The organism is Undibacterium sp. Ji83W (assembly GCF_049340385.1).
Classification (GTDB): domain Bacteria; phylum Pseudomonadota; class Gammaproteobacteria; order Burkholderiales; family Burkholderiaceae_D; genus Undibacterium.
Window position 1 is genome coordinate 55,971 of the sequence record NZ_JBMPOZ010000002.1, and the last position, 23,689, is coordinate 79,659.

The following is a 23,689-nucleotide window of genomic DNA, read 5'->3' on the forward strand; positions in this document are numbered from 1 at the left end:
CAGGGGGATTTTTCATAGCCATGTCTCCATATGGAATAGGCTTAGCAATAAGCCGACCTCCATTCAGGATAGACGCCTGCTCTCTGTTTGCCTGGACTATCATTTTCTATGACTAAGCCCGCCTTGTTCGTTTTTACGTTGCCCGCATTTACCGTTCTTGAATTGCGCGCCTCCATCCTGTTTTCTATTGCCATGCTGTGCGTTGCACCGGCAATGGCACAAACCGGGGCCGCAGCGAATCTCCCATCTGTTAAGGAAGTCGTCAAAGCCTTTGCCACACCGCCCGATGATGCACGCCCTATGGTGCGCTGGTGGTGGTTTGGACCGTCCGTGGAAAAGAAGCAATTGGAACGCGAAATACTGGACATGAAGGCAGGCGGTTTTGGTGGCTTTGAGATTCAGGCCGTCTACCCCATGGAACTGGATGATGCGGCCAAAGGTACACACAATTATCCGTATTTGTCGAAGCAATTTCTTGAACACGTCAGTTTTGCCAATGACAAGGCACGTGCCAACAAACTCAGGGTTGATATTACGCTAGGCAGTGGCTGGCCATACGGCGGTCCACATGTCACTGCAGGTGATGCTGCCGGTCGTTTGCGGGTAGCTGTGATTGAGCTGCCAGCCGGTAATGAGAGTTTTGCCTTGCCAGCCATCATGAATGGAGAAAAATTATTGGCCAGCTTCGTGGCCGATGGTACGCCAAAACAGTTAGATAGCAGCAAATTGCAATTATTTGAGCCCCAGCTGCTGGCAAGTAAAAGTGGTCGTGCAGGCGTCAAGGCTGCAGCCGCTGACCGCGTAGTGGTGTGCTATATCGCCAGCCGTACCGGCCAACAGGTTAAACGTGCAGCTTTAGGGGCAGAAGGTTTTGTACTTGACCATCTGAGCCGCAACGCCATTGATCATCACCTGAAAACCGTGGCTGAACCACTGTTGAAGGCTTTTGGAAAAAATCCACCATATGCCGTATTTTCTGACAGCCTGGAAGCCTATGGTACCGACTGGACCGGTGATTTCCTGGCCGAATTCCAGCGTCGCCGTGGCTATGACCTGAAACCACACCTGCCAAAAATTGAATATGGCATTGGCGCCGATGCCGCCGCCATACGGCATGACTGGGCATTGACACAGACCGAACTGGCAAATGAGCGCTATCTGGTACCAGTGAATCAATGGGCAAAAGCTCACGGTACTCGTTTCCGCTCCCAAACCTATGGCGAGCCGGCTGTGACCATGTCCAGTAATAAGTTGGTCGATTTGCCTGAAGGCGAAGGCTATCAGTTCCGCCAATTTTCATTTACGCGCTGGGCGACGTCCGCTGGTCACCTGTATGGTCGTCCCGTCATTTCTGCGGAAACCTGGACCTGGCTGCATTCACCCGCGTTCAGCGCGACACCGCTGGACATGAAGGCGGAAGCTGACCGCATGCTGTTGCAGGGCGTTAATCAGTTCGTTGGCCATGGCTGGCCCTATACACCACCGGGGACGCTGGAACCAGGCTATGCATTCTATGCGGCCGCGGTATTCAATACCCATCTGCCATGGTGGAATGTCATGCCTGACGTCAATGGTTATCTGCAAAGAATGAGTTACCTGATGCGCCAGGGTAAGCCAGCAAACCAGATTGCTGTATTCCTGCCTGTGGACGACGTGTACGCGACCCTGTCTTTGGGAAAGGTGTCGGTGTCGGCAGAAATGGGCAAGTATGTGACGCCGGAATTAAGTGCCCAGATACTCGATGCAGGACATAACATTGACTATGTAGATGCTGAATCCGTCATGGAACTGGGTGTGAATTATCCCGTTCTGATTTTGCCGCATGTGACCCGGCTGTCACCGGCAGTCATTGCCAAATTGAATGATTATGTGCGTGTTGGTGGCAAAATCATTGCGGTGGGCAGCAAGCCATCGCTGGCACCAGGCTACCTGGATGCGGCGCGCATCAGTGCAGAAGTGCAGGCTGCATCAGATACCCTGTTTGCCAATCAGGACAAGGTAAGCCTGGTCAATAGCGATAGCACCTTAGGCGTTGCTTTGAAAGCTGCTATTCCCGCAGATATGGAGTTGAGTGCAGAAAAAGAAAACATAGGATTCATTCGCCGCCAATTGACTGATTCGGATGTCTATTTCATCGCCAACACCAGCAATCGCGATGTAACTGCGAATGCTGCCTTCCGTAGCAAGTACAAGACAGCTTACTGGTGGAATCCGTACGATGGCAAGATCAGCAATGCTGATACCAAGCCGGTTTTACGTCTGGCTCCGTATGAATCACGGGTGCTGGTACTGACGGATACGCCGCAGAATGCAACACCGGAACCAAAGCTGGCAGATGCCACCACCGTTGTTGATTTAAGCCGTGACTGGAAAGTGCAGTTCAGTGAAAAACCACAGGCGGTAAACATGTCCAGTCTGCGTTCATGGACTGAAGATGAAGCAACGCGTTATTTTTCTGGTATAGCAAGCTATACCAAAGATCTGGAATTGAACGCGGTACAATTAAAGGACAGCAGGCTGACATTGGATTTCGGTCCTGGCACTCCACTGGAGGTGACGCCCAAAGTTCCTAGCGGCATGCGTGCCATGCTTGACAGTCCTGTGCGGGAAGCTGCCATCGTCTTCGTCAATGGCCAGCGCGCCGGTTCCGTATGGAAACCGCCTTATCAACTGGATATCAGCAAATTGCTGCGTGCCGGTAATAACCGTCTTGAGATACAGGTCGCCAACCTGGGATTGAATGCCCTGGCTGGCCATGCCTTGCCGGACTATCGCTTGCTGTCTGCCAGGTATGGACAACGATTCATACCGCAGGACACACATCTGATACAGGCTCAACCTGCCGGTATTTTTGGACCAGTCAAGCTAATAGGCGCGAAGTTGCAATGAAATCCTTGGTCCGGCGCTGGTTGCGCCATACTGACATGGTATTTGTCTTGCCGACGCTCTTGCATCTGGTGGTTGCTGCAGTATTGATGTTCTTGTTGATGTTGACATCGTTGACCGCAGTTGCAAAAGAGATCAGTACTGACATCTATGGTGCCAAAGGTGATGGCAAGACGCTCAACACCCTCGCCATACAAAAAGCAATTGACGCTGCGGCTAAAGAGGGTGATACGCTGATTTTTCCGGCTGGTACTTACCTGACCGGGGCCTTGTTCCTTAAAACTGGCGTCATGCTGCGTCTGGACAAGGGTGTTACCTTGCTAGGCTCACAAAACATACAGGATTACCCTGTCATGCCTACCCGGGTTGCCGGTATAGAGATGAGCTGGCCAGCAGCGCTGATCAATGTGTACGAACAAAGCAAGGTTGCCATTACCGGTGAAGGTGTGATTGACGGTGACGGCAAGGTATTCTGGGAAAGTTACTGGAAGCTGCGCAAGGCCTATGAACCACGTGGCCTGAGATGGGCATCGGATTATGATGCTGGTCGCCCTCGCTTGTTGCAAATCTACAAGGCATCTGATGTGCGTGTGGGCGATGGCTTGCTGTTGCGTCGCTCAGGTTTCTGGACTTTGCATATCTGTTACTCGAGCAAAGTTGTCGTAGATCGCCTCACCATCCGCAATAATGAAGGCGGACATGGCCCATCCACTGACGGCATAGACATCGATTCATCCAAAGACATTCTGGTCCAGCATGCAGACATCGCAGTCAATGATGATGCGATCGTCTTGAAGGCCGGGCGGGATTCTGACGGCCTGCGGGTTAATCGCCCAACGGAAGATGTGGTCATACGCGATATCACTGTCAGGGAAGCAGTTGCCGGATTGAGTTTTGGTAGCGAGACTTCAGGCGGATTCCGACGTATAGAAGCATATCGCTTCACGGTAATGAAAGATGTACCCGTAGGCATACTGTTCAAATCAGCACATACACGTGGTGGTTTTGGCGAAGACCTGAATATTCATGATTTTGTCATGAATGACGTGCCAGTGGTATTGCGCGTGATCATGAACTGGAACCCCCAATACAGCTATGCCAAGATTCCTGATGATGTGAAGGATGTACCGGCTTACTGGAAAGTACTGGTCACGCCAGTACCAGAAAAAGACGGCATATCCAGACTGCGTCGCGTCAATATCTCCGGCATCAAGGCACGCGGTGCAAAAACCGCTTTTGAAATTGAAGGATATGCGCAAGCTCCGCTTGAGGATTTCAACCTCAGCAGGCTGGACATTGAGGCGAGCAGCGGTGGTTTTATCCGTTATGTAAGACGCTGGAAGTTGTCAGACTCCAGACTGGTTTTTGAAGATGGCAAACCGGTACAGATATCAGTAGATTCAGAAGTGTCGGGACTGACTGCAAACAGCAAGACATCCGACCTTGCAAAGTAAGAATGAATTAAACAACAATAAAATAAAGGAGAACACTTTGAAAATTAAAAAGAAATATCTGATGCTTGCCAGCCTGGGTTTTGTCGGCAGCATGTTGCCAGCCTTGGCTTTGGCGCAGAATTATCCACTCCCTACACCAGCCATGCAAGCCATCATTGACAAGGATACTTCACGTTATTTTGGTGATGCGCCTGCCGATGGTGGCCCTCTGGCAACCGATTTGTCCGCAGAGCTGGAACCGGCAGCAATAGAAAAAGTCTTGCGCAAGGTGGCTGATTGGCAGCTGGTCCGGTCGCAGGGCCACTTTGGTCGTATCTGGACATCCAGCGTAATGTACACCGGCTTCATGGCAGCATCAGAAGCAACAAACGACAGTAAATATAAAGACGCCATGCTGGCCATGAGCCAGCAACATCAATGGCAGTTGGCGAAGCGTTTGCCAAATGCGGATGACCAGAGTGTGGCGCAAACATATCTGGATCTGTATTTCCTCAACAAGCAGCCAGAATTCATCGCTCCGACCAAAGCTGATCTGGATACCCTGATTGATCTGAAGACTCTCAAACCAGGTGATGACCGTTTGCCGTGGTGGTGGTGTGATGCCTTGTTCATGGCACCGCCGGTATGGGCGAAAATGTATGTGGCGACAGGCGAGCGCAAATACCTGGATTATGTGCATAACCAATGGAAAAACACCTACGACCTGCTGTACGACAAACAAGAACACCTGTACGCCCGCGACGTCAGCTATATCAACAAGACCGAACCCAATGGCAAGAAAATTTTCTGGTCACGCGGCGAAGGCTGGGTCATGGGTGGCATCGCCAGGACACTGGACTATATCCCCAAAGATGATCCACAACGCCCATTCTACATACAACAATTACGTGAAATGTCAGCCCGCTTAGCGCAGTTGCAGGATGAAAATGGCCTGTGGCATGCCGGTTTGCTGGACCCGGCAACTTACCCCTTGCCAGAAATTTCTGGCTCAGCCCTGTTTGTGTATGGCATGGCCTATGGTATCAATCGCGGCATTCTTGATCCCAAAGAATATCAGCCAGTGATCGCCAGGGCATGGAAAGGTATCCTGAAACATGTATATGCAGATGGCCGATTGGGTGGCATACAACAAACTGGTGCCGAACCGGCCTTTTACAGGCCTGCATCCAGCTTTGATTATGGCGTCGGTGGCTTCATGCTGGCCGCTGCCGAATTGAAGAAGATGGTCGCAGTCAAACCAGCTAAATGAAAGCAGGAGAGCCAGCCATGATAACCCGTGCTTTCCGCATGAAGCTGAAACCTGGCAATGTAGAGGAATATCAGCGCCGCCATGATGAGTTATGGCCAGACCTGGCAGATGCATTGCACGCTGCAGGTATTTATGATTATTCCATTTTTCTGGATGAAGAGACCTTGCATCTGTTTGGCGTACTCAAATTGCATCCCAACCACCAGATCGATGACTTGCCTGCGCATCCTGTTATGCGGCATTGGTGGGATTACATGGCGGACCTGATGGAAGTCGAAGCCGATAACCGCCCCCAGCAATTGGCATTGAAACCCGTATTTTATTTCGAGTAAATAAGAAATCGCCAGCCTGTACATGACATGGGCTGGCGATTTTTGTATGTCTGTGTCGCTTATTTCCTGCTACTTATTTTTCTGATTGGTTGTCGGATTGCAGTATTTTTCTATCCCTCAGCCATTCTTCGGCACGATGCGGCCAATCGGATGCATTGCCGTTACCAAGACGCATACCCATGCCATGTGTGCCACGTTCAAACAACAGCATTTCTGCTGGCACGCCTGCTTTGGTCAGGGCCTGATAAAACAGGATGCTGTTTTCGACTGGAACGGTTTTGTCATTCTGGGTATGGATCAACAAAGTAGGGGGTGCCGTGCTGCTGACCTGTTTTTCCAGTGACATCAACTGCATGGAATCTGCGCTGGGTGATGCACCCAAAAGGGCTTTGCGAGATCCAGCATGTACTGACGGGTCTTGCATTGTGATGACGGGATACATCAGTATCATAAAATCAGGGCGTGCATTGACACCATCAAGTGCAGCACCGGTGCGTCCCAGTGGGTGATCAAACAGCGTGCCAGCACTGGCTGCCAGATGGCCGCCAGCAGAACTACCCATGACACCGATGCGTTTTGGGTCTATGCCATATTGCGTTGCGCTGGAACGTACCAGGCGAATGGCGCGCAAGACATCCTGCAAAGGGGCAGGGTGACCAAATTCTGCCAGGCGGGATTTCAGCACAAAGCTGCTGACACCCAGAGTGCTGAGCCAGTGGGCGTATTGCTCGCCTTCGCGCAGGGTAGACAGGCGTACATAGCCACCACCGGGGCAAATGATCACGGTACTACCGTTTTTTCTGTCGGCAGCAGCAGGGTAAAAAGTCAGGGTAGGTTCGCTGACATTCGAGGTACGGCCATCAGCCACTTGTTCTGGTCCTATGCTTTTCGCTCCAGGCACGCCTTCTGGCCACAGGGAGATGGAACTTGATTGTGCATGAGAAGAAAAAGCCGACAGGGCCAGTAACAAAGTAAAAAAAAGTCGTGTCATGGTAGTAAATGAAGTATGTTATAAAAAATATCAATCCCATTTGAGAAAGAACATCATGCGTCAACTTTCCCGTTTTTTGAAGCCTTTTCAATTATCCGTATTGCCTGTCGCATCCATTCTGTCTCTCATGGTCAGCCCCGTTGCCAATGCAGATGAACTGTTCAATGGCCGTGATTTCAAGGGCTGGGAAATTCAAACTACACCCGCAAGCAAGATTGAAGAAGTGTTCAGTTTCAAGGCTGACGGCGTTATTGTTTCTACCGGCAAGCCTTCGGGCTATATCGCCACGACAGAAAGCTATAAAAATTTTTCACTGCATGCAGAATGGCGCTGGACTGCTGCTCCTGGTAATGGCGGTGTGTTGATACACATCAGCTCTGGCCCCAAAGACAAGGTCTGGCCACTGAGCCTGCAAATCCAGACCAAATACAAAAATGTCGGCGACCTGTTGCCCATGGCCGGTGCCAGCTTTGCCGAACCCCTGACTACGGCCGAGGGAGCTTACCCTCCCATCAAGGCAAAACTGGCTGATAGCGAAAAGCCGGTTGGTGAATGGAATAGCTGCGACATTCTTGCCAGGGATGGCACTGTTGAAGTCAAGATCAACGGCATCGTGCAAAACAGGATCAGCAAATCCAGCCCGGATTCTGGCCACATCGGTTTTCAGCTTGAAGGCACTGCATATGAACTGCGCAAAGTGCGCGTTCAAAAACTGGATTGATGCTCGCCGCATGATCTGAATACGCCTGTCAATTCATATCAATTTGGCACAGGGATAATGCAGATATTCAGCGCCCGGTTATCTGCAGACAGCATGGCTGACTGAATCTCTATCTTCTTGCCGTCAGGGCTGAATGTAGGGTGAGGGTGGTCCGCCGCCGTGTCCTTGTGCCCGGTACTGAGCAAACTCATCTTGCCGCTCAGACGGTCTATCAGATAGATGCTGCGGCTGAAATCATCACCAACCGCCCAGCGACCATCACTAGATCCATGCACATGCCACAAGCCGCTTCCTGATGGTGTTTGTCCCGCGATACGCATTTCACGTGTGCGCAAATTCACTATGGCAAGACCGCTGGGTTTTTCACGTGTGCCAGCGTTGCCCCAGCCCGGATCTTGCCCTGGGTTGGCGCCCTCAACGGCAGTACCTTTGTTGGCACTAGTATTTGCTCCCCCGATGCTGCGATGACCCATAATCGCCATTGCCACTTCATCTTTTGAAATGACAGCTTCATGGGTTACCCATTCATAGTCAGCTTCAGGATAAAGCGGGCGCAAGCCACTGCCGTCTGCCATCACTACCCAGGTGCGCTGAGGTGATTTGCCGCCGGTTTCCCAGCAAAAAATAATCTCACCCGGATTCCATAGGTTTGCCTGGATATGACCGATCTGGAACGGTACCGAGATAACGTGGCGTATCTCCCCCGTCTTGACATGCATTTTTGCAATGCCGCCAGGGCCAGCACCCATGTTTCTTGGGCCGAAACTTTTTTCTACACGTGCATTTTTAGCCAGGTATTTTGCCGCCTCCTGAGACGTCTCACGGAAGTATATCCATTCATCGGCAGCATCCAGTGCCAGGTCGGCAGCTTGTCCGACTTCAGCAGGTACTACGCCGCATATACGCTGGTAGCTTTCTGCCGACTTCATCTTGCCAGCTTTGCTATCGGCAAATACCGCAGCAAGATCGACCTCTACCAGTTCAGTCGGCGAGACCTGACGTGGTCGGCCAGCTTTTCCTTCGCGTGGAGATTTATCCGTACTACGCATGAAATACAGTTTCATGGCACGTGTCGATACATTCAGCATGCCGGTATAGCCACCTTCAGACACCTGCACGATATCCCCGGTTTGCTCATTGACGGCCATCGCTTCACCTTTTGCGATGCCTGAACGAAAGATCAGCCATTGCCCGTCCGAAGTCCACTGTGGATGGGTAGGGTAGATTTTGGAATCGCCATGCGGCTGGCTAGTCAAGAATGTCAGCATCACCCCTGTGACCGGGTCTTTGATTACTTTGCGTTCGCTAGGGAAGCGATGGCCTATTTGCGCAAAGGCAGGTGTAGAGCAAAGACAGGACAGGCACAAGAAGAGAATTGGAAAGAGAGTCGAGAAACGGGAGGTCAAGATGCGAACAGATAAGCGGTTCATGGAATTTTGATATGTGTGGGAGTAATCGGTTAAATCCCGGATGATCATTCTCTTAATATGTTTGAATGGAATGACATCAGCGCTGCATATTGTGCTCGTTTTTCAGGCAAATTTTCCAGAAATTGCATCGTCCAATCAACTTGATCATTTTTTTGATTCTTTAAGCAAGTCTTGCAGTCAATTACAAGCTCTCGCATAAAATGAAATCATATGAAGAGGCTGTTCAGATCCTTGTATTCTGACCTGTGTATGATGATCAATGTCCATCAGTCCTCCTATAGTCGACGATACTTAACCATTATTCCTGTCATCCATTTATGAATACCAGTATGTCTGCGGTGCGCCGCCTGATCTGTGTCAGTGTGTTGGGCTGGACTTGTTCTGCCATGGCACAAACTACACCGCCGCCTGCGGTGAATACAGACCCTAATGCAGCAGCGCGTATCGTATTGCCTGAACCAGCAAATCTGCATTTGCCTTCGGTTTTCTTTATTGGTGATTCAACCGTGCGCAATGGCCGGGATGATGGCCAAAACAAAGGTGCAGAAGGGCAGTGGGGCTGGGGTAATCCTATCAAGGCCTATTTTCAGGCGGATAAAATCAATGTCGTTAACCGTGCCATCGGCGGTCTCAGCAGTCGCACTTATCTGACCGGTGGACACTGGCAAAGAAGTCTGGCATTGATGAAACAAGGTGATTTCGTCATCATGCAATTCGGCCACAATGATAATGGTCCATTGAACGATACCAGTCGTGCAAGAGGAACTATCAAAGGTGTAGGTGAGGAGGTAGAAGAAATCGACAACCTGCTGACCAAATTGCCAGAAACAGTACACAGCTATGGCTGGTATTTGCGCAAATTTATTGCAGAAGCCAGGGCAAAAGGCGTGCAGGTCATCGTATGTTCTCCTATACCCCGCAAGAACTGGGATGCAAATGGAAAAATCAATCGCAGCAAAGCCAGTTATGGTGGCTGGGCTGAACAGGTGGCGAAACAGGAAAAAGCGGATTTCATCGATCTGAATGAAAACATTGCCGCAGCTTATGACGCCATGGGTAAGGATGACGTGATGAAGCTTTTCCCCGTGGTGATACCGGATGAACATACCCACACCAATCTGGCCGGTGCAGAATTCAATGCACGAATGGTCGTGGCGGGTATCAGGACCTTGCAGTATGCCCAATTGAAAAACTATTTGAATGATAAGTCAGTCGATCTTAAATTGCCTGCTGCATCACCAAAATAGTCATTTATAAAATGATACTCATGCTTCATGTTCGAACAAACCTGCGACCGGTTTGCACGGCTATTTCAACTCTCGTTGTCATGATTCTGGCTTTGCCTGCAGTTGCGCAGACTACAGAAGCATCTTGCAGCCAGTGGGGCAAGCCTGGAAAATTAATTTATCAGGATGATTTCGATACCGATCTGAGGCAGTGGCAGATAGAGTCTGCTGACGCAAAGAACTCCGACATTAGCGTTGCCAATCACCAGCTTTTGATCGATGCAGCGAAAGGGGTAACGGTGTGGTTCAAACAAAAACTATCTGGCGATATCTTGATCAGGTATACGCGCAGTGTCGTCATGGAACAGGGTCGCAATGACCGACTGTCTGACCTGAATCAATTCTGGATGGCGACTGACCCGCGTAATCAAAACATCTTTACCCGCAAGGGCGTATTTGAACAATACGATGATTTACGCCTGTATTACGCCGGTATAGGCGGCAACACCAATACCACGACCAGATTTCGCAAATACCAGGGCAATGGTGAACGTACCCTGCTGACCGAGTTGATTGGAAGCGACGCCTTATTGCAGGCGAACCGGGACTACGTCATAGAAACTACGGTGTATCAGGGCTGCACGCGCGTTCTGGTTGATGGCAAAGTGTTCTTTTCATACAAGGATAAAGACGCCCTGCGGGATGGCTACTTTGGATTCCGCACGACACAATCCCGACAACAAATACGTGATTTCAAGATTTACCAACTGGATTGAATACCCACAAGATTTATTTAAAGACCAAAAAAGATGATAAAGATGAGACAGAAAAAACAATCCGGCCTGCGTTCAACATTCAAATTATTGGCCATCGCAGGCATCAGCTGCATACTGCCATTCAGCATGAATACAGTAGCTGCCGCCGGTAAAATAAATAGCGCAAACAACGCAGCCAAGCCAGCCAATGACGTCACTGCACCACTGCATTTGATGCAACCAGATTACCCAACGCCGTATGGACAACCGACAGCAGAAGATGTCAAAAAAGTGCTGTACCGTGTGCATACCTATCTGGACAATGTTACGCCCGCAAAAATTATTGATAGTAAAACAAAAAAACAGATCACTGATTTTTCCCAGATCAATGACGATACGATATTGGCCCCCGGTGATTACCGTCTGACCAGCTATGAATGGGGAGTCACTTACGCAGGCATGCTGCTGGCTGGCAGTGCCACGGGTGACAAGCGCTTCAGCAATTACGCAAGTGAGCGCCTCGGTTTGCTGGCAGACCTGGCACCGCATTACATTGCGCGCCTGAAGGCCAATCCCAAGAGCCCGTCACCTATCCGTTCCTTGTTGCAGCCTCATGCGCTCGATGATGCGGGTGCCATGTGTGCCGCCATGATCAAAGCCACCAGGGATGGTGTCTCGAATAAATTGTCCGGTCTGATTGATATTTGCAGTAGCTATGTCAGCACCAAGGAATTCCGCCTGCCGGATGGCACGCTGGCACGCAACCGTCCACAGCCGAATACCTTGTGGCTGGACGATTTGTTCATGAGCGTACCAGCCTTGGCGCAAATGGGTAAATTGACAGGAGACAGCAAGTACTATGACGATGCCGTGAAACAGGTAAAACTGTTTTCTGAACGCATGTTCAACAAGGAAAAAGGCGTGTACATGCATGGCTGGGTGCAGGATATGGGTGTACATCCGCAATTTCACTGGGCCAGGGCAAATGGCTGGGCTGTCATGACCCTGGTTGAATTGCTGGATGTACTGCCGCCAGAGCACCCAGGCTATGCTGAGGTGCTGGCGCAATTGCAGGCCCATGTCAAAGGTCTGGCGTCTTACCAGCATGGCACAGGATTCTGGCATCAACTGCTGGACCGTAATGACAGCTACCTGGAAACGTCCGCCACTGCCATCTATACCTACGCCATGGCGCACGCCATCAATCGCGGCTTTATCGACAAGCGCGCCTACGCACCGGTAGTCATGCTGGCATGGAATGCAGTAGCCAGCAAAGTGACGCAAAAAGGCCAGGTGGAAGGTACGTGTGTGGGTACCGGCATGGGCTTTGATCCAGCGTTTTACTATTATCGCCCGGTAAATGCATTTGCCGCGCATAGCTACGGCCCGGTATTGCTGGCTGGTGCAGAAGTTATCAACCTGATGAAGGCCAATACCTTTGAAATCAATGATAGTTCACTGCAGATCAAGTTGGTAAAACCCTGATTTTAATTTACAGAAAATAGATTGATAATGTATTAAGGGGGAGGTTGTTGATATTATTGCCTTACCATTACTTCCTTATTTTTATATAAATAATTTACTTGAAGTTGATGCAAGTGCAATATCGAAAATGATATCAAAAATGCCGAAAATATGATTGGAGAGATTTTTAGGGGCAGCTTAAGATAAAGTCAGAGCATGAATGATAGATGCCACCCCTGAATTACAAAACTACAATTATATTGGAGACTTATGAAATCTCAATTACCTGGCCATGGTAGGGTCAAGACTTGCCGCTTCACTTTAAACGCAACAGTAGCGGCACTTGCCGGTGCCGGCATACTCAGTAGCGCCTCGGTATGGGCGCAAGAGATAATTCCACCAGCCAAAGCTGAAGAAGCTGTCGTTACCGTGACGGGCGTGCGCAAATCTGCGCAAAGCGCCCAGATGATCAAAATGAAATCAGACGAAGTAGTTGATTCTATCGTCGCTGATGAAGCAGGTAAATTCCCTGACAAGAATGTAGCAGAAATTTTAGGTCGTGTGACTGGTGTGCAGATACGCCGTGAATTTGGTGAAGCCAACGCGGTCATTGTTCGCGGCTTGCCAGGCCTGGTTACTTTGCTCAATGGCCGTGAAATGTACACATCCTCTGGCCGCAGTCTGTATCTGGCCGACATTCCTATCGCCATGTTGTCACGCGTGGATGTCTATAAAACCCAGGGTGCAGAAATGGTGGAGGGTGGTACTGCTGGTGTGATTGATGTGCGTACCAGCCGTCCTTTTGACTTCAAGGATTTTTCTTCAAATGTTTCTGCCCGTATAGAAAACCGTGACAAGGCAAAAACCAATGACCCTAATGTCAGCGGCATGGTTTCGAATCGCTGGAAAACCGGTTATGGTGAAATAGGTGCGCTGGTAGGTTTGTCCTATCAGGATGGTCATTATAGTGACGAGGTAACCTGGAATTCTCCACCGGTCAATCGCCCAGGCGGCATCACTGGCCCAGATTCTCTGGGACACGTATTGTATTCAGGTGACCGCAAGCGTCTGGCAGGTAATTTCGCTGCGCAATGGCGCCCGAATTCTGAATTTGAATTGTATGCAGAGGGCATGTCTACCCGTATCGATCATGATGCACAAAGGCAGTTCTTTGTTGCTGATCTGGGCTGGGGTGGTAATCCTGCAGTCTCATTGATACCAGGTACCAAGCAGGCTGCTACTGTCACGTCGACTAACTCTTATCCTTTTACCTTGTCGTCAACGCAGGCACCGCGTGATTATTCCATAGGCACTCAAGGGGCAATAGGTGCGCGTTGGGATGCCACGCCACAATTGCGCATTACAACAGAATTGGCCCGCACAGTCAGCAATTGGCGACAAGAATTCCCCATCATGGACTTCATTGCCTCGCCACTCAGCGTGACAGGTAATACTTATGTCAACGGCGGCGCGCAATTCTACTATCCCGGTTACAACATGATGGACCCGAAGAATTATCGGGTCGCGACTTTGTTTGATAATCATAGCCATTCAGAAGGCCGTTCAACCGACTGGCGTGCAGATGCTGTTTATAATCCTGAAAACGAAGGCTTCTTCAAAGAATTCAGCACTGGTGTCAGGGTCGCCAAGCGTACTGCCTCATATGGACATGAATTGAATGGTTTCATACCAGCACCTGCTGGCATCATGGCAAATTCAGTTCCTGGGTTGGCCTGCGGTTCGCTGCCTATGGCAGGTGATTATGGCCTGGCGCAGTGGCTGACACCATGTGCTGGCTATTTGCATGACAATATCACTGCAGTGCGCAAGATGTTCAACGGCACGGGTGCAGCAACGCTGGAAGACCCATTGTCTTACTACAATAATCAGGAAAATACCTACGCAGCTTATGGCAAAGTACGCTATGGTTTTAATCTAGGTACTGTTCCTTTTGAAGGCACTGCCGGTTTGCGTGTCGTCAGGACAGATTCAGCACTACACGGATTTTCGCAAGCCAATGGTGTCTTGAAGGCGGTCAACAGTGAGCCTTCTTCGACCGATTTGTTGCCGAACTTCACGCTCAAAGCCAATTTGAAATCTGACCTGATTGCCCGTTTTACTGCTGGTAAATCGATACAGCGTCCGGCCTTTGATCAGTTTAATCCCGGGGTCTCGTATAACGTGCCAAGCACCACTGTATTGGCAACTGGAACGGGGGGGAATCCTGACCTGAAACCGATAGAAGGTCACAATTTTGATGCGGCACTGGAATGGTATTTTGCCCCGACTGGTTCCGTTACCGCGACCTTGTTCAGGCATGATTTCAAGAACTATATCGTGGTGGGGTCGACCAAGGAAACCTATAACGGCATCGTGTATGACGTCAATCGCCCACGCAATTTGTCCAGTGGTCGCTTGCAAGGTGCAGAATTGTCTTATCAGCAGTTCTACGATAAATTGCCGGGCTGGATGAGCGGTTTCGGCATGCAGGCGAATGTCACCTATATGCAAGGGGATCTGACCGATGCCAATGGTGTAACGGGTCCTTTTGCCGGTATGTCAAGGTTGTCGTATAACATCGTTGGACTGTATGAAAAGAATGGTATTTCTGCTCGTCTGGCTTATAACTGGCGCGACAAATTTGTCGATACTTTCAATTATCGCGGTCTGGGTTTTGATCTGATCGTGGCACCTATCAAGACGCTTGATGGTTCCATTTCATACAAGATCAGTGAAAACCTGAGTGTGACGCTGGACATGGAAAACATGCTCGACCGCACTTACCATGACTATCACGCCATACCGAGCAATCCACGTGATTTGCGCCGTTATGACCGTACTATAGGTTTGTCAGTCCGCTGGAAAAATTAATCCAATCAATTGATATCCCGGGAGCTTGGGGCCATAGTTGGCTCAGGGCATCCGGGATATGTTTGTTGGTGACGGTGGTTTGCCGTAGGGCGGTTTTTCTGTACTATAAAATACCAGTTTGAAAATTCGTGCGGCAAATGTGGCGCATGAAAAATGTAGTATTACAGTGGATAAAAAATAATGGAGACTCAACAATTATCGACTCTGGAAAAAGTCGGCTTTGGTGCCGGGGATATGGCACTCAATGTCGTGATCTCTTCCATGATGCTGATCATTACTTTTTTCTATACCGATATCTACGGATTGAAGACAACTGACCTGGCTTTATTGTTTGTGGCAGTGAAAGTCATAGGTGCGATTGCTGATCTGGCGATGGGGCAAATGACAGACCGGTATACCCGCAGTAGCGGGCGTTACCGGCCTTATCTTTTATGGTTGGCCATACCTTATGGTGTCAGCGTGTTTTTTGTATTCAGTACACCAGAGTGGGCCTATGACGCCAAGCTTATATGGGCTTATTCGACTTATATACTCATGACGCTGATGACAGCGGGTGTTGGCATTCCCTATATTTCTCTGGTCAGTGCCTTGACGAATGATCCTAAAGAACGGCTGTCGGCGAATGGGTATCGCTTGTTTTTCGCTAAGGTCGGTGCATTTATGGTGACTATCATAGTCCCCATACTGGCGCAAAAATGGGGCGGTGGTAATGCCGCGACTGGCTACCAGGCTGCAATGGCAGTGATGGCATTCATGGGTGTAGCCTTGTTTTTATTCTGTTACTTCACTACCACTGAAAGAGTCACTCACGTGGTGGAAAAACAATCATTGCTGGAACAACTGCAAGTCTTGTTGCGCAATGATCAGTGGCTGATATTGTGCGGCGTCTGCGTAACTGGCACGGTAGGGTATGTCGTGCGCGGTTCGGTAGCGATTTACTATGCCAAATATTATCTGGGCGGCGACACGGCAACGGTGTCGGCATTCTTGTCTGTAGGTGTGGCAGCAGCCATCTTGTCCATGGTGGCATCGACCTGGATCACCAAATTCTATTGCAAGGTCAAATTGTTTCGTTACACCCAGATTGCGGTAGCCGGGATTAGTGTGCTGATTTATTTCCTGGTGAAACCGGGCGATGTGGTGCTGGGTTTTGTCCTGTATTTTTTACTGTCGTTCGTGGTGGATTTGCACGCGCCGGTATTCTGGTCTGCAATTGCAGAGACCATAGATTACGGTCAGGTGAAAACTGGTAAGCGGGTATCCGGTTTTGCTTTTGGTGGTATTTCAGTTTGTCAAAAAGCTGGTATGGCGGTGGCAGGTGGTCTTGTAGGTATTTTGCTCACGTATTTTGATTATCAGCCAAATCACGAACAAACCCAGTTTGCCCTGACAGGTATTGCGCTGATGTTTTCGCTTATCCCTGGTGTGTTTCATTTCATCATGGGGATGTTGATGTTCAAATACCGTATCAGTGATGATTATTATGGCGCAGTCAAAGAAGAAATGCGCAGCAAGGGCTATCTCCTTGCACAAGCCTGAACTGGAGAATGATGTGACCGAAATTTTAAAGCCGCTGATACTGCAGCGTGCCGATCCATATATTTATAAGCACAGCGACGGTTATTATTATTTTACTGCCTCGGTACCGCAATACGATAGAGTAGAAATACGTCGCGCTACTACGATTGCTGGTCTGGCGACTGCGCCAGCGGTAGATGTTTGGCATAAACCCGACAGCGGTCCTTATAGCGAATTGTTGTGGGCGCCAGAACTGCATTTCAATCAGGGGGCCTGGTATGTCTATTTTGCTGCTGCACCCAGCCGTGAAATTAAATATAAACTTTTCCAGCACAGGATGTATGCGCTCCGTAATACGAGCGTCAATCCACTTGAAGGTACGTGGGAATTCATGGGGCAGATAGACACAGGTATCGATACCTTCTGCCTTGATGCCACTACCTTTACGCATAATGAGGTCTTGTATTACCTGTGGGCGCAAAAGGACAACGCCATAGAAGGCAATTCCAATTTGTACATCGCTCCCATGAAAACTCCCTGGCAACTGGCGGGACCACCTGTCATGTTAAGCAAACCGGAGTTTGACTGGGAGATACGCGGCTTTTGGGTTAACGAAGGGCCATCGGTATTGAGGAGAAATGGCAAATTGTTTATTTCATATTCAGCCAGTGCAACCGATGAAAATTATGCCATGGGCTTGTTGTGGGCAGATGAAACGGCGGATTTGCTTAATCCTGCATCCTGGAGCAAGTCGCCAACGCCAGTATTGCAGACTTGCTATGAGCATGGTATCTACGGCCCTGGACACAATAGCTTCACATACGCAGAGGACGGCGATACCGTAATGCTGGTATACCATGCCCGTACCTATACAGAAATTGTCGGCGACCCTCTCTGGAATCCCGATCGCCATACCTTCGTCAAGACCTTAGCCTGGGATGCACAGGGTATGCCGCAATTTGGTAGACCGTCACTGGCAGATTGATCATGATGTCCGCAGAACAATTCACTATTGAAACACCGGTGCCGGGCGTGCAACAAAATATATTTGGCTATCTGGTAGATGGTCAGACCGTTAATTTATATACGCTGCGCAATCGCAAAGGGATGTTGGTCAAGGTAACAGATTTTGGTGGAATTATTACTGGATTGCACGTGCCAGACCGGCACGGCGTATTGGCAGATGTGACACTGGGCTTTGCTGATTTGCTGCCTTATAAAGGTGAGTCTGCATTTTTTGGTGCATTGATAGGGCGCTACGGTAATCGTATAGCGCAAGGGAAGTTCGAGCTTGATGGCAAGCCATATCAGCTTGACTGTAATGACGGTGTAAATCACCTGCATGGCGGACTCGCAGGGTTCCATAAAGCGAAATGGAATGCGACGCCTTTCCAAAAGCCGGATAGTCTTGGCCTCAGCCTGCGTTATTTCAGTATCGACGGTGAGCAGGGTTACCCAGGCAACCTGGATGTGACTGTCACTTATGAACTGGATGACGATAATCAGCTGCATGTCAGTTATCTCGCTACTACTGACCAGGCGACGCCAATTAATCTGACCCAGCATGCCTACTTTAATCTGGCGGGGCAGGGCTCAGTGCTGAACCATGAAGTGATGATTAATGCAGACAGGTATACACCTGTCAATGCTGGTCTGATACCGACAGGAGTAATGGCCCCAGTGGCTGGCACTGCATTCGATTTTCGCCAGGCAAAACCTGTTTCCGCACATATAGCCGATGATGATCAGCAATTGCGCTTTGGCAGGGGGTACGACCATAATTTTGTCTTGAACCAGCCATCGGCAAAAGAAATCAGCCTGGCTGTGCGCATTCATGAACCTGTGTCTGGCCGTGTGCTGGAATTATGGACGGATGAACCGGGACTACAGTTTTATAGCGGGAATTTTTTGGATGGCAGTCTCGCAGGCAAGGGACAGGTTTATGAAAAGTACAGCGGTTTTTGCATAGAGCCACAGCATTTTCCAGACTCACCAAACCAGCCGAATTTTCCTTCAACAGTATTACGACCAGGTGAAGAATATCGCTCAAGCTCAATATATCGTTTTTCTGTTCAGACTTGATAAGGTTGAATAGTGAGAGGCAAAAATTACTATTGCAAACGATCATATGCGTGATTATTTTTTTGCGACGCCATGCCTCACTTCTTCATTTTAAGTAAAAATAATTGAAAAAATCAGCTGTATCAGATACTGAATCCGGGCTAAATCCCGGATTTTTTGCTTGCAGGGATCAATTCGTTTTTATGTGATATCAATTGCAGTATCAATTGCGAATAAAAAGTCATTGGAAAGACATCATTGGAGTCTTTAGTATCTCTACATCAAGTGCAGGTCCATACGTCTATCGCGACCTAGCGCCATAAAAACAAGGAGATACTGCATGTCTGAAACAAAGAAAAAAGTGGCATTACGCTCGACGCAATGGTTTGGTACACAAGATAAAAACGGCTTCATGTATCGCAGCTGGATGAAGAATCAGGGCATTCCTGACCACGAGTTTGACGGCAGACCTATTATCGGTATCTGTAACACCTGGTCGGAACTGACGCCGTGCAATGCGCACTTCCGCAAGCTGGCTGAACATGTCAAACGTGGCATTTTGGAAGCGGGTGGTTTCCCGGTTGAGTTTCCGGTATTTTCAAATGGCGAATCCAATTTGCGTCCAACAGCGATGTTGACGCGCAATCTGGCCAGTATGGATGTGGAAGAATCCATACGCGGCAACCCCATGGACGGCGTGGTATTGCTGGTCGGTTGTGACAAGACCACACCTGCCTTGCTGATGGGAGCAGCAAGCTGTGATATTCCTACTATTGTCGTCAGCGGCGGTCCTATGCTGAATGGCAAGCTGGATGGCAAGGATATAGGTTCCGGTACCGCGGTATGGCAATTGCATGAAGCAGTCAAGGCAGGTTCCATCACCATGCATCAATTCATGGCGGCAGAATCCGGCATGTCACGCTCAGCCGGTACCTGCAACACCATGGGCACGGCATCCACCATGGCTTGTATGGCCGAGGCACTGGGTACATCATTGCCGCACAATGCAGCGATTCCAGCAGTTGATTCCCGCCGTTATGTGCTGGCACACATGTCAGGTATACGCATAGTTGAAATGGTGCGTGAAGATTTGCGTTTGTCCAAAGTGTTGACCCGCGAAGCATTTGAAAATGCCATACGCGTGAATGCAGCAATTGGTGGTTCCACCAATGCGGTCATCCATTTAAAAGCAATCGCTGGCCGTATAGGCGTGCCGCTGGAACTGGAAGACTGGACCAATATCGGTCGCGGTACACCTACCATCGTTGACCTGATGCCATCTGGCCGCTTTTTGATGGAGGAATTTTATTATGCAGGTGGCTTGCCAGGCGTCGTACGCCGTCTGGGTGAGGGTGGTTTGTTGCCACACAAAGACGCTTTGACAGTGAATGGCAAAAGCTTTTGGGAAAACTGCCAGGAAGCCCCGGTCTATAACGATGAAGTCATACGTACACTGGATAATCCCTTGCTGGCCGATGGTGGCATCTGCATCCTGCGTGGCAATCTGGCACCACGTGGTGCGGTACTCAAGCCTTCTGCCGCCACACCGGCATTGATGCAGCATAGGGGCAAAGCCGTGGTGTTTGAAGATTTTGAACATTACAAACAACGCATACTTGATCCTGATCTGGATGTGGATGCGAATTCCATATTGCTCATGAAAAATTGTGGCCCCAAAGGTTACCCAGGCATGGCCGAAGTCGGCAATATGGGCTTGCCGCCGAAATTGCTGGCGCAGGGTGTCAAGGATATGGTCAGGATTTCAGACGCCCGCATGAGTGGCACCGCTTATGGCACCGTGGTCTTGCATGTGGCGCCGGAGGCCATGGCAGGCGGCCCCCTTGGCATAGTGCAGGATGGCGACTGGATCACGCTGGATTGCCGCAATGGCAGGTTAGACCTGGATGTTACAGATGAAGAAATTCAGCAACGCCTGGCCAGTCGTGCAGAAAAGCTGCAACCATCCACCAAGACTGGTTATCAGCAGTTATATATCGATCATGTATTGCAGGCTGATCAGGGATGTGATTTTGATTTCCTGCTGGGTGGCCGTGGTTCGGCTGTGCCCAAGCATTCTCATTAATTCAGTGATCAGCAACATTACGCGGTTTCAGGAGAAAATATGTTACTCGTACAATTTACCAGCCCATCTGGCACACGCCTGTTAGGCGCGCTGGAACAAGATCAGATTCGTGTCATCGACGCATATCCCAGCAGCTATGCACTGGCGCAGGCTGCAATCAAGTCACGCACCAGCATAGAAAAGCTGGCCACTGCAGCATTGGGTAATACGATCTATAACTATGCAGACGTAGCCAGTGAAGGACGCTTGCTGCCGCCACTGGATCATCAGGATGATGCACACTGCTATGTCACCGGCACTGGTTTGACACACCTGGGCAGTGCTGATGCGCGCGACGCCATGCATAAGAAAATCGGCGGCGACGTTGAAAACCTGAGCGACAGCATGAAGATGTTTCGCATGGGTGTTGAGTGCGGGAAGCCGGCTGCAGGCGCAAATGGCGTACAGCCAGAATGGTTTTACAAGGGCGATGGTTCGGTTGTCCGCGCCAGTGGACAGAGTCTGGACATGCCAGACTTTGCATTGGATGGTGGTGAGGAACCAGAGATCGCTGGTCTGTATGTGATCGGTGACGATGGCGCGCCGTATCGCGTTGGCTACTCGATTGGCAATGAATTCTCCGATCATGTGACGGAGCGTCAGAATTATCTGTATCTCGCGCATTCCAAGTTACGTGCCTGTGGTCTGGGGCCTGCTTTGCTGATTGGTGAATTACCTCAGCATGTCGCTGGTACTTCCCGCATTTACGACATTGAAGGCAAGCCAAGATGGGAAAAAGCTTTCGTCAGCGGCGAGCAGAATATGTCGCATACCATTGCCAATCTTGAATATCATCACTTCAAATATCCTTTGTTCAATCGCCCCGGTGATGTACACATCCATTTCTTTGGTACGGCGACATTGAGCTTTGCTGATGGCGTCAGTGTCAAAGCTGGTGAAACCTTTGAAATAGAGTCACCAGCATTTGGGCCTGCATTGCGTAATCGCCTGGCTATCAAAAACAGTGAGTTTGCCAAGGTCAAAGCCCTATGAATATCACTGGCGAAGCCCTGATAGGTGGTATTGCTGAAAAAGGGAGTGGCAATTCTTTCCTGGCATTTGATCCCGCACAAATGCTTGGCATGGCCCCGGCTTTTTATACTGTGGAAAAGCAACAGATTGATACCGCCTGCAGTCTGGCACAGGCAGCATTTGACTTGTTTCGTGCCAGTACAGGCGAACAAAGAGCAGTTTTCCTTGAAACCATAGGCCAGCAGATCACGGCCCTGGGCGATCGCCTGATCGAGCGTGCGATGGCCGAAACCGGTTTGTTGCGCGGACGTCTGGAAAGTGAACGAGGTCGTACCATTAGCCAGTTGCAATTGTTTGCCGATCTCTTGCATGAAGGTTCCTGGCCGGATATCCGTATCGACAGCGCCTTGCCTGATCGCCAGCCACCGCGCCCGGATTTACGTATGCAATTGATAGGCCTGGGGCCGGTTGCCGTATTTGCGGCCAGCAATTTTCCTTTGGCGTTTTCAGTGGCTGGTGGCGACACGGCAGCGGCTTTTGCGGCAGGTTGCCCGGTGGTGTTGAAAGTGCATCCTGCCCACCCCGGTACGTCCGAGCTGGTTGGTCGCGCCATCGTCAAGGCTGTGCAATTGTGCGGCTTGCCTGCTGGCGTGTTTTCCTTGTTGACAGGTACCGGCAATGAAATCGGCCAGGAGCTGGTGCGTCATCCTGCCATACAGGCTGTGGGTTTTACCGGATCACGTTTTGGTGGACTGGCCTTGATGGCTGTGGCTGCAGCACGCCCGCAACCCATACCCGTGTATGCGGAAATGAGCAGTATCAACCCACTCTTTCTGTTTCCGCAAGCATTGGCACAAAGAGCAGAAGAGATTGCCAAAGATTTTGTTACCTCACTGACTCTGGGTGCCGGTCAGTTCTGCACCAACCCCGGCCTGGTGTTGGCGGTGGATGGGCCAGACCTGGACAGGTTTGTCAAATCGGCTACCCAGATCATATCCGGTGTATCGCCCGCCCCCATGCTGACACCGGGTATTGCAGCCAACTATCAGCGTGGAGTAGAAGCCTTGACTGAAGCAAAAGAAGTCAGCGCCCTGATCAAGGTTAATGTCGAAGAAGGCATGGGTAATCCGGCCATGTTTGTAACCACTGCAGATACCTTCCTGAACCAGCATGCATTGCAGAACGAAGTGTTCGGCCCGACCTCATTGCTGGTCGTTTGCCGCGATGCAGGCCAGATGCGCGCCGTGACTGAAGGGCTGGAAGGGCAACTGACTGCCACGATACAGATAGAAGAAGCCGATTTTGAACAGGCCAGTGCATTGCTGCCAGTGCTGGAACGCAAGGTAGGGCGGATATTGGCCAATGGCTTTCCCACTGGTGTTGAAGTTGCCACTGCCATGGTGCATGGTGGTCCTTATCCAGCCACTTCAGATGGCCGCAGCACCTCAGTGGGTACCGCAGCCATACATCGCTTCTTGCGTCCGGTCTGCTATCAAAACCTGCCACAGGCTTTATTGCCTGAGAGTCTACGTGATGAAAATGCAGGGAATATCTGGCGTCGTTATGATGGTCTGTTAGGAAAAAAATAGTTTGTCATTGGAATAGATGCAGTAAATCGGCTTAGCCGACATAAAATA

The 23,689-nt window shown here is 50.0% G+C and carries 17 protein-coding genes; 15 read left to right on the forward strand and 2 right to left on the reverse strand.

Annotated features, from left to right (window positions below; all coding sequences use genetic code 11):
- The first annotated feature begins 108 nt into the window (after window positions 1–108).
- The 4 genes from ACO0LD_RS04485 to ACO0LD_RS04500 are packed head-to-tail and all read left to right on the forward strand — an operon-like array spanning window position 109 to window position 5,921.
- Window positions 109–2,889, forward strand: coding sequence for a glycosyl hydrolase (locus ACO0LD_RS04485; RefSeq protein ID WP_423004169.1), 2,781 nt, complete (start codon window positions 109–111; stop codon window positions 2,887–2,889).
- On the forward strand, window positions 2,886–4,340 hold the full coding sequence (locus ACO0LD_RS04490) for a glycoside hydrolase family 28 protein (protein ID WP_423004171.1): 1,455 nt from the start codon (window positions 2,886–2,888) through the stop codon (window positions 4,338–4,340). Before ACO0LD_RS04485 ends, ACO0LD_RS04490 begins: the two co-directional genes overlap by 4 nt.
- 37 nt (window positions 4,341–4,377) lie before the next feature.
- The gene (locus tag ACO0LD_RS04495) at window positions 4,378–5,589 is read left to right on the forward strand and encodes a glycoside hydrolase family 88/105 protein (protein WP_423004173.1); all 1,212 of its coding nucleotides are present in this window, start codon (window positions 4,378–4,380) and stop codon (window positions 5,587–5,589) included.
- A gap of 17 nt (window positions 5,590–5,606) precedes the next feature.
- Window positions 5,607–5,921, forward strand: coding sequence for an L-rhamnose mutarotase (locus tag ACO0LD_RS04500; RefSeq protein ID WP_423004175.1), 315 nt, complete (start codon window positions 5,607–5,609; stop codon window positions 5,919–5,921).
- A gap of 73 nt (window positions 5,922–5,994) precedes the next feature.
- Here ACO0LD_RS04500 and ACO0LD_RS04505 read toward each other — a convergent pair whose 3' ends face one another.
- Window positions 5,995–6,912, reverse strand: coding sequence for an alpha/beta hydrolase (locus tag ACO0LD_RS04505; protein ID WP_423004177.1), 918 nt, complete (start codon window positions 6,910–6,912; stop codon window positions 5,995–5,997).
- A gap of 55 nt (window positions 6,913–6,967) precedes the next feature.
- On the opposite strand from ACO0LD_RS04505, the gene ACO0LD_RS04510 reads away from it, so the two are divergent.
- Entirely contained in the window at window positions 6,968–7,633 is a 666-nt protein-coding gene (locus ACO0LD_RS04510) for a 3-keto-disaccharide hydrolase (protein WP_423004179.1), read from the forward strand.
- Between the two features lie 38 nt (window positions 7,634–7,671).
- Here the strand turns inward: ACO0LD_RS04510 and ACO0LD_RS04515 are convergent, their stop codons facing one another.
- Window positions 7,672–9,063: a hypothetical protein gene (locus tag ACO0LD_RS04515; RefSeq protein ID WP_423004181.1), complete on the reverse strand. Its 1,392-nt coding sequence runs from the start codon at window positions 9,061–9,063 to the stop codon at window positions 7,672–7,674.
- A gap of 317 nt (window positions 9,064–9,380) precedes the next feature.
- Here ACO0LD_RS04515 and ACO0LD_RS04520 point away from each other — a divergent pair, with 317 nt between their 5' ends.
- The 10 genes from ACO0LD_RS04520 to ACO0LD_RS04565 all read left to right on the forward strand — a co-directional run bounded on the left by ACO0LD_RS04520 (window position 9,381) and on the right by ACO0LD_RS04565 (window position 23,641).
- Window positions 9,381–10,310 carry a rhamnogalacturonan acetylesterase gene (locus ACO0LD_RS04520; RefSeq protein ID WP_423004183.1) on the forward strand — a complete coding sequence of 310 codons (930 nt, stop codon included), beginning with the start codon at window positions 9,381–9,383 and terminating at the stop codon, window positions 10,308–10,310.
- A 20-nt stretch (window positions 10,311–10,330) separates the two neighbouring features.
- Window positions 10,331–11,065: a DUF6250 domain-containing protein gene (locus ACO0LD_RS04525; protein WP_423004185.1), complete on the forward strand. Its 735-nt coding sequence runs from the start codon at window positions 10,331–10,333 to the stop codon at window positions 11,063–11,065.
- A 42-nt stretch (window positions 11,066–11,107) separates the two neighbouring features.
- Window positions 11,108–12,529: a glycoside hydrolase family 88/105 protein gene (locus ACO0LD_RS04530; RefSeq protein ID WP_423004187.1), complete on the forward strand. Its 1,422-nt coding sequence runs from the start codon at window positions 11,108–11,110 to the stop codon at window positions 12,527–12,529.
- Window positions 12,530–12,778: 249 nt separating this feature from the next.
- The gene (locus ACO0LD_RS04535) at window positions 12,779–15,379 is read left to right on the forward strand and encodes a TonB-dependent receptor (RefSeq protein ID WP_423004189.1); all 2,601 of its coding nucleotides are present in this window, start codon (window positions 12,779–12,781) and stop codon (window positions 15,377–15,379) included.
- A 180-nt stretch (window positions 15,380–15,559) separates the two neighbouring features.
- Complete coding sequence (locus ACO0LD_RS04540; protein WP_423004191.1) at window positions 15,560–16,918, forward strand: MFS transporter; 1,359 nt, start codon at window positions 15,560–15,562, stop codon at window positions 16,916–16,918.
- Between the two features lie 13 nt (window positions 16,919–16,931).
- The gene (locus ACO0LD_RS04545) at window positions 16,932–17,882 is read left to right on the forward strand and encodes a family 43 glycosylhydrolase (protein ID WP_423004193.1); all 951 of its coding nucleotides are present in this window, start codon (window positions 16,932–16,934) and stop codon (window positions 17,880–17,882) included.
- A 2-nt stretch (window positions 17,883–17,884) separates the two neighbouring features.
- Window positions 17,885–18,979, forward strand: coding sequence for an aldose epimerase family protein (locus ACO0LD_RS04550; protein ID WP_423004195.1), 1,095 nt, complete (start codon window positions 17,885–17,887; stop codon window positions 18,977–18,979).
- Window positions 18,980–19,298: 319 nt separating this feature from the next.
- A complete protein-coding gene (locus tag ACO0LD_RS04555) occupies window positions 19,299–21,041 on the forward strand; it encodes an IlvD/Edd family dehydratase (RefSeq protein WP_423004197.1) in 1,743 nt (580 codons plus the stop codon).
- A 39-nt stretch (window positions 21,042–21,080) separates the two neighbouring features.
- Complete coding sequence (gene araD1 / locus ACO0LD_RS04560) at window positions 21,081–22,073, forward strand: AraD1 family protein (RefSeq protein ID WP_423004199.1); 993 nt, start codon at window positions 21,081–21,083, stop codon at window positions 22,071–22,073.
- Window positions 22,070–23,641, forward strand: coding sequence for an aldehyde dehydrogenase (NADP(+)) (locus ACO0LD_RS04565; RefSeq protein ID WP_423004201.1), 1,572 nt, complete (start codon window positions 22,070–22,072; stop codon window positions 23,639–23,641). Before araD1 ends, ACO0LD_RS04565 begins: the two co-directional genes overlap by 4 nt.
- Window positions 23,642–23,689 lie beyond the last annotated feature (48 nt).

Bases quoted from the DNA above. Each gene is read 5' to 3' on its own strand.
- ACO0LD_RS04490 (WP_423004171.1), top strand. From the start codon at position 2,886: ATGAAATCCTTGGTCCGGCGCTGGTTGCGCCATACTGACATGGTATTT.
- ACO0LD_RS04565 (WP_423004201.1), top strand. From the start codon at position 22,070: ATGAATATCACTGGCGAAGCCCTGATAGGTGGTATTGCTGAAAAAGGG.
- ACO0LD_RS04525 (WP_423004185.1), top strand. From the start codon at position 10,331: ATGCTTCATGTTCGAACAAACCTGCGACCGGTTTGCACGGCTATTTCA.
- ACO0LD_RS04550 (WP_423004195.1), top strand. From the start codon at position 17,885: ATGATGTCCGCAGAACAATTCACTATTGAAACACCGGTGCCGGGCGTG.
- ACO0LD_RS04520 (WP_423004183.1), top strand. From the start codon at position 9,381: ATGAATACCAGTATGTCTGCGGTGCGCCGCCTGATCTGTGTCAGTGTG.
- ACO0LD_RS04555 (WP_423004197.1), top strand. From the start codon at position 19,299: ATGTCTGAAACAAAGAAAAAAGTGGCATTACGCTCGACGCAATGGTTT.
- ACO0LD_RS04510 (WP_423004179.1), top strand. From the start codon at position 6,968: ATGCGTCAACTTTCCCGTTTTTTGAAGCCTTTTCAATTATCCGTATTG.
- ACO0LD_RS04535 (WP_423004189.1), top strand. From the start codon at position 12,779: ATGAAATCTCAATTACCTGGCCATGGTAGGGTCAAGACTTGCCGCTTC.
- ACO0LD_RS04500 (WP_423004175.1), top strand. From the start codon at position 5,607: ATGATAACCCGTGCTTTCCGCATGAAGCTGAAACCTGGCAATGTAGAG.
- ACO0LD_RS04505 (WP_423004177.1), bottom strand. From the start codon at position 6,912: ATGACACGACTTTTTTTTACTTTGTTACTGGCCCTGTCGGCTTTTTCT.
- ACO0LD_RS04515 (WP_423004181.1), bottom strand. From the start codon at position 9,063: ATGAACCGCTTATCTGTTCGCATCTTGACCTCCCGTTTCTCGACTCTC.
- ACO0LD_RS04540 (WP_423004191.1), top strand. From the start codon at position 15,560: ATGGAGACTCAACAATTATCGACTCTGGAAAAAGTCGGCTTTGGTGCC.
- ACO0LD_RS04530 (WP_423004187.1), top strand. From the start codon at position 11,108: ATGAGACAGAAAAAACAATCCGGCCTGCGTTCAACATTCAAATTATTG.
- araD1 (WP_423004199.1), top strand. From the start codon at position 21,081: ATGTTACTCGTACAATTTACCAGCCCATCTGGCACACGCCTGTTAGGC.
- ACO0LD_RS04485 (WP_423004169.1), top strand. From the start codon at position 109: ATGACTAAGCCCGCCTTGTTCGTTTTTACGTTGCCCGCATTTACCGTT.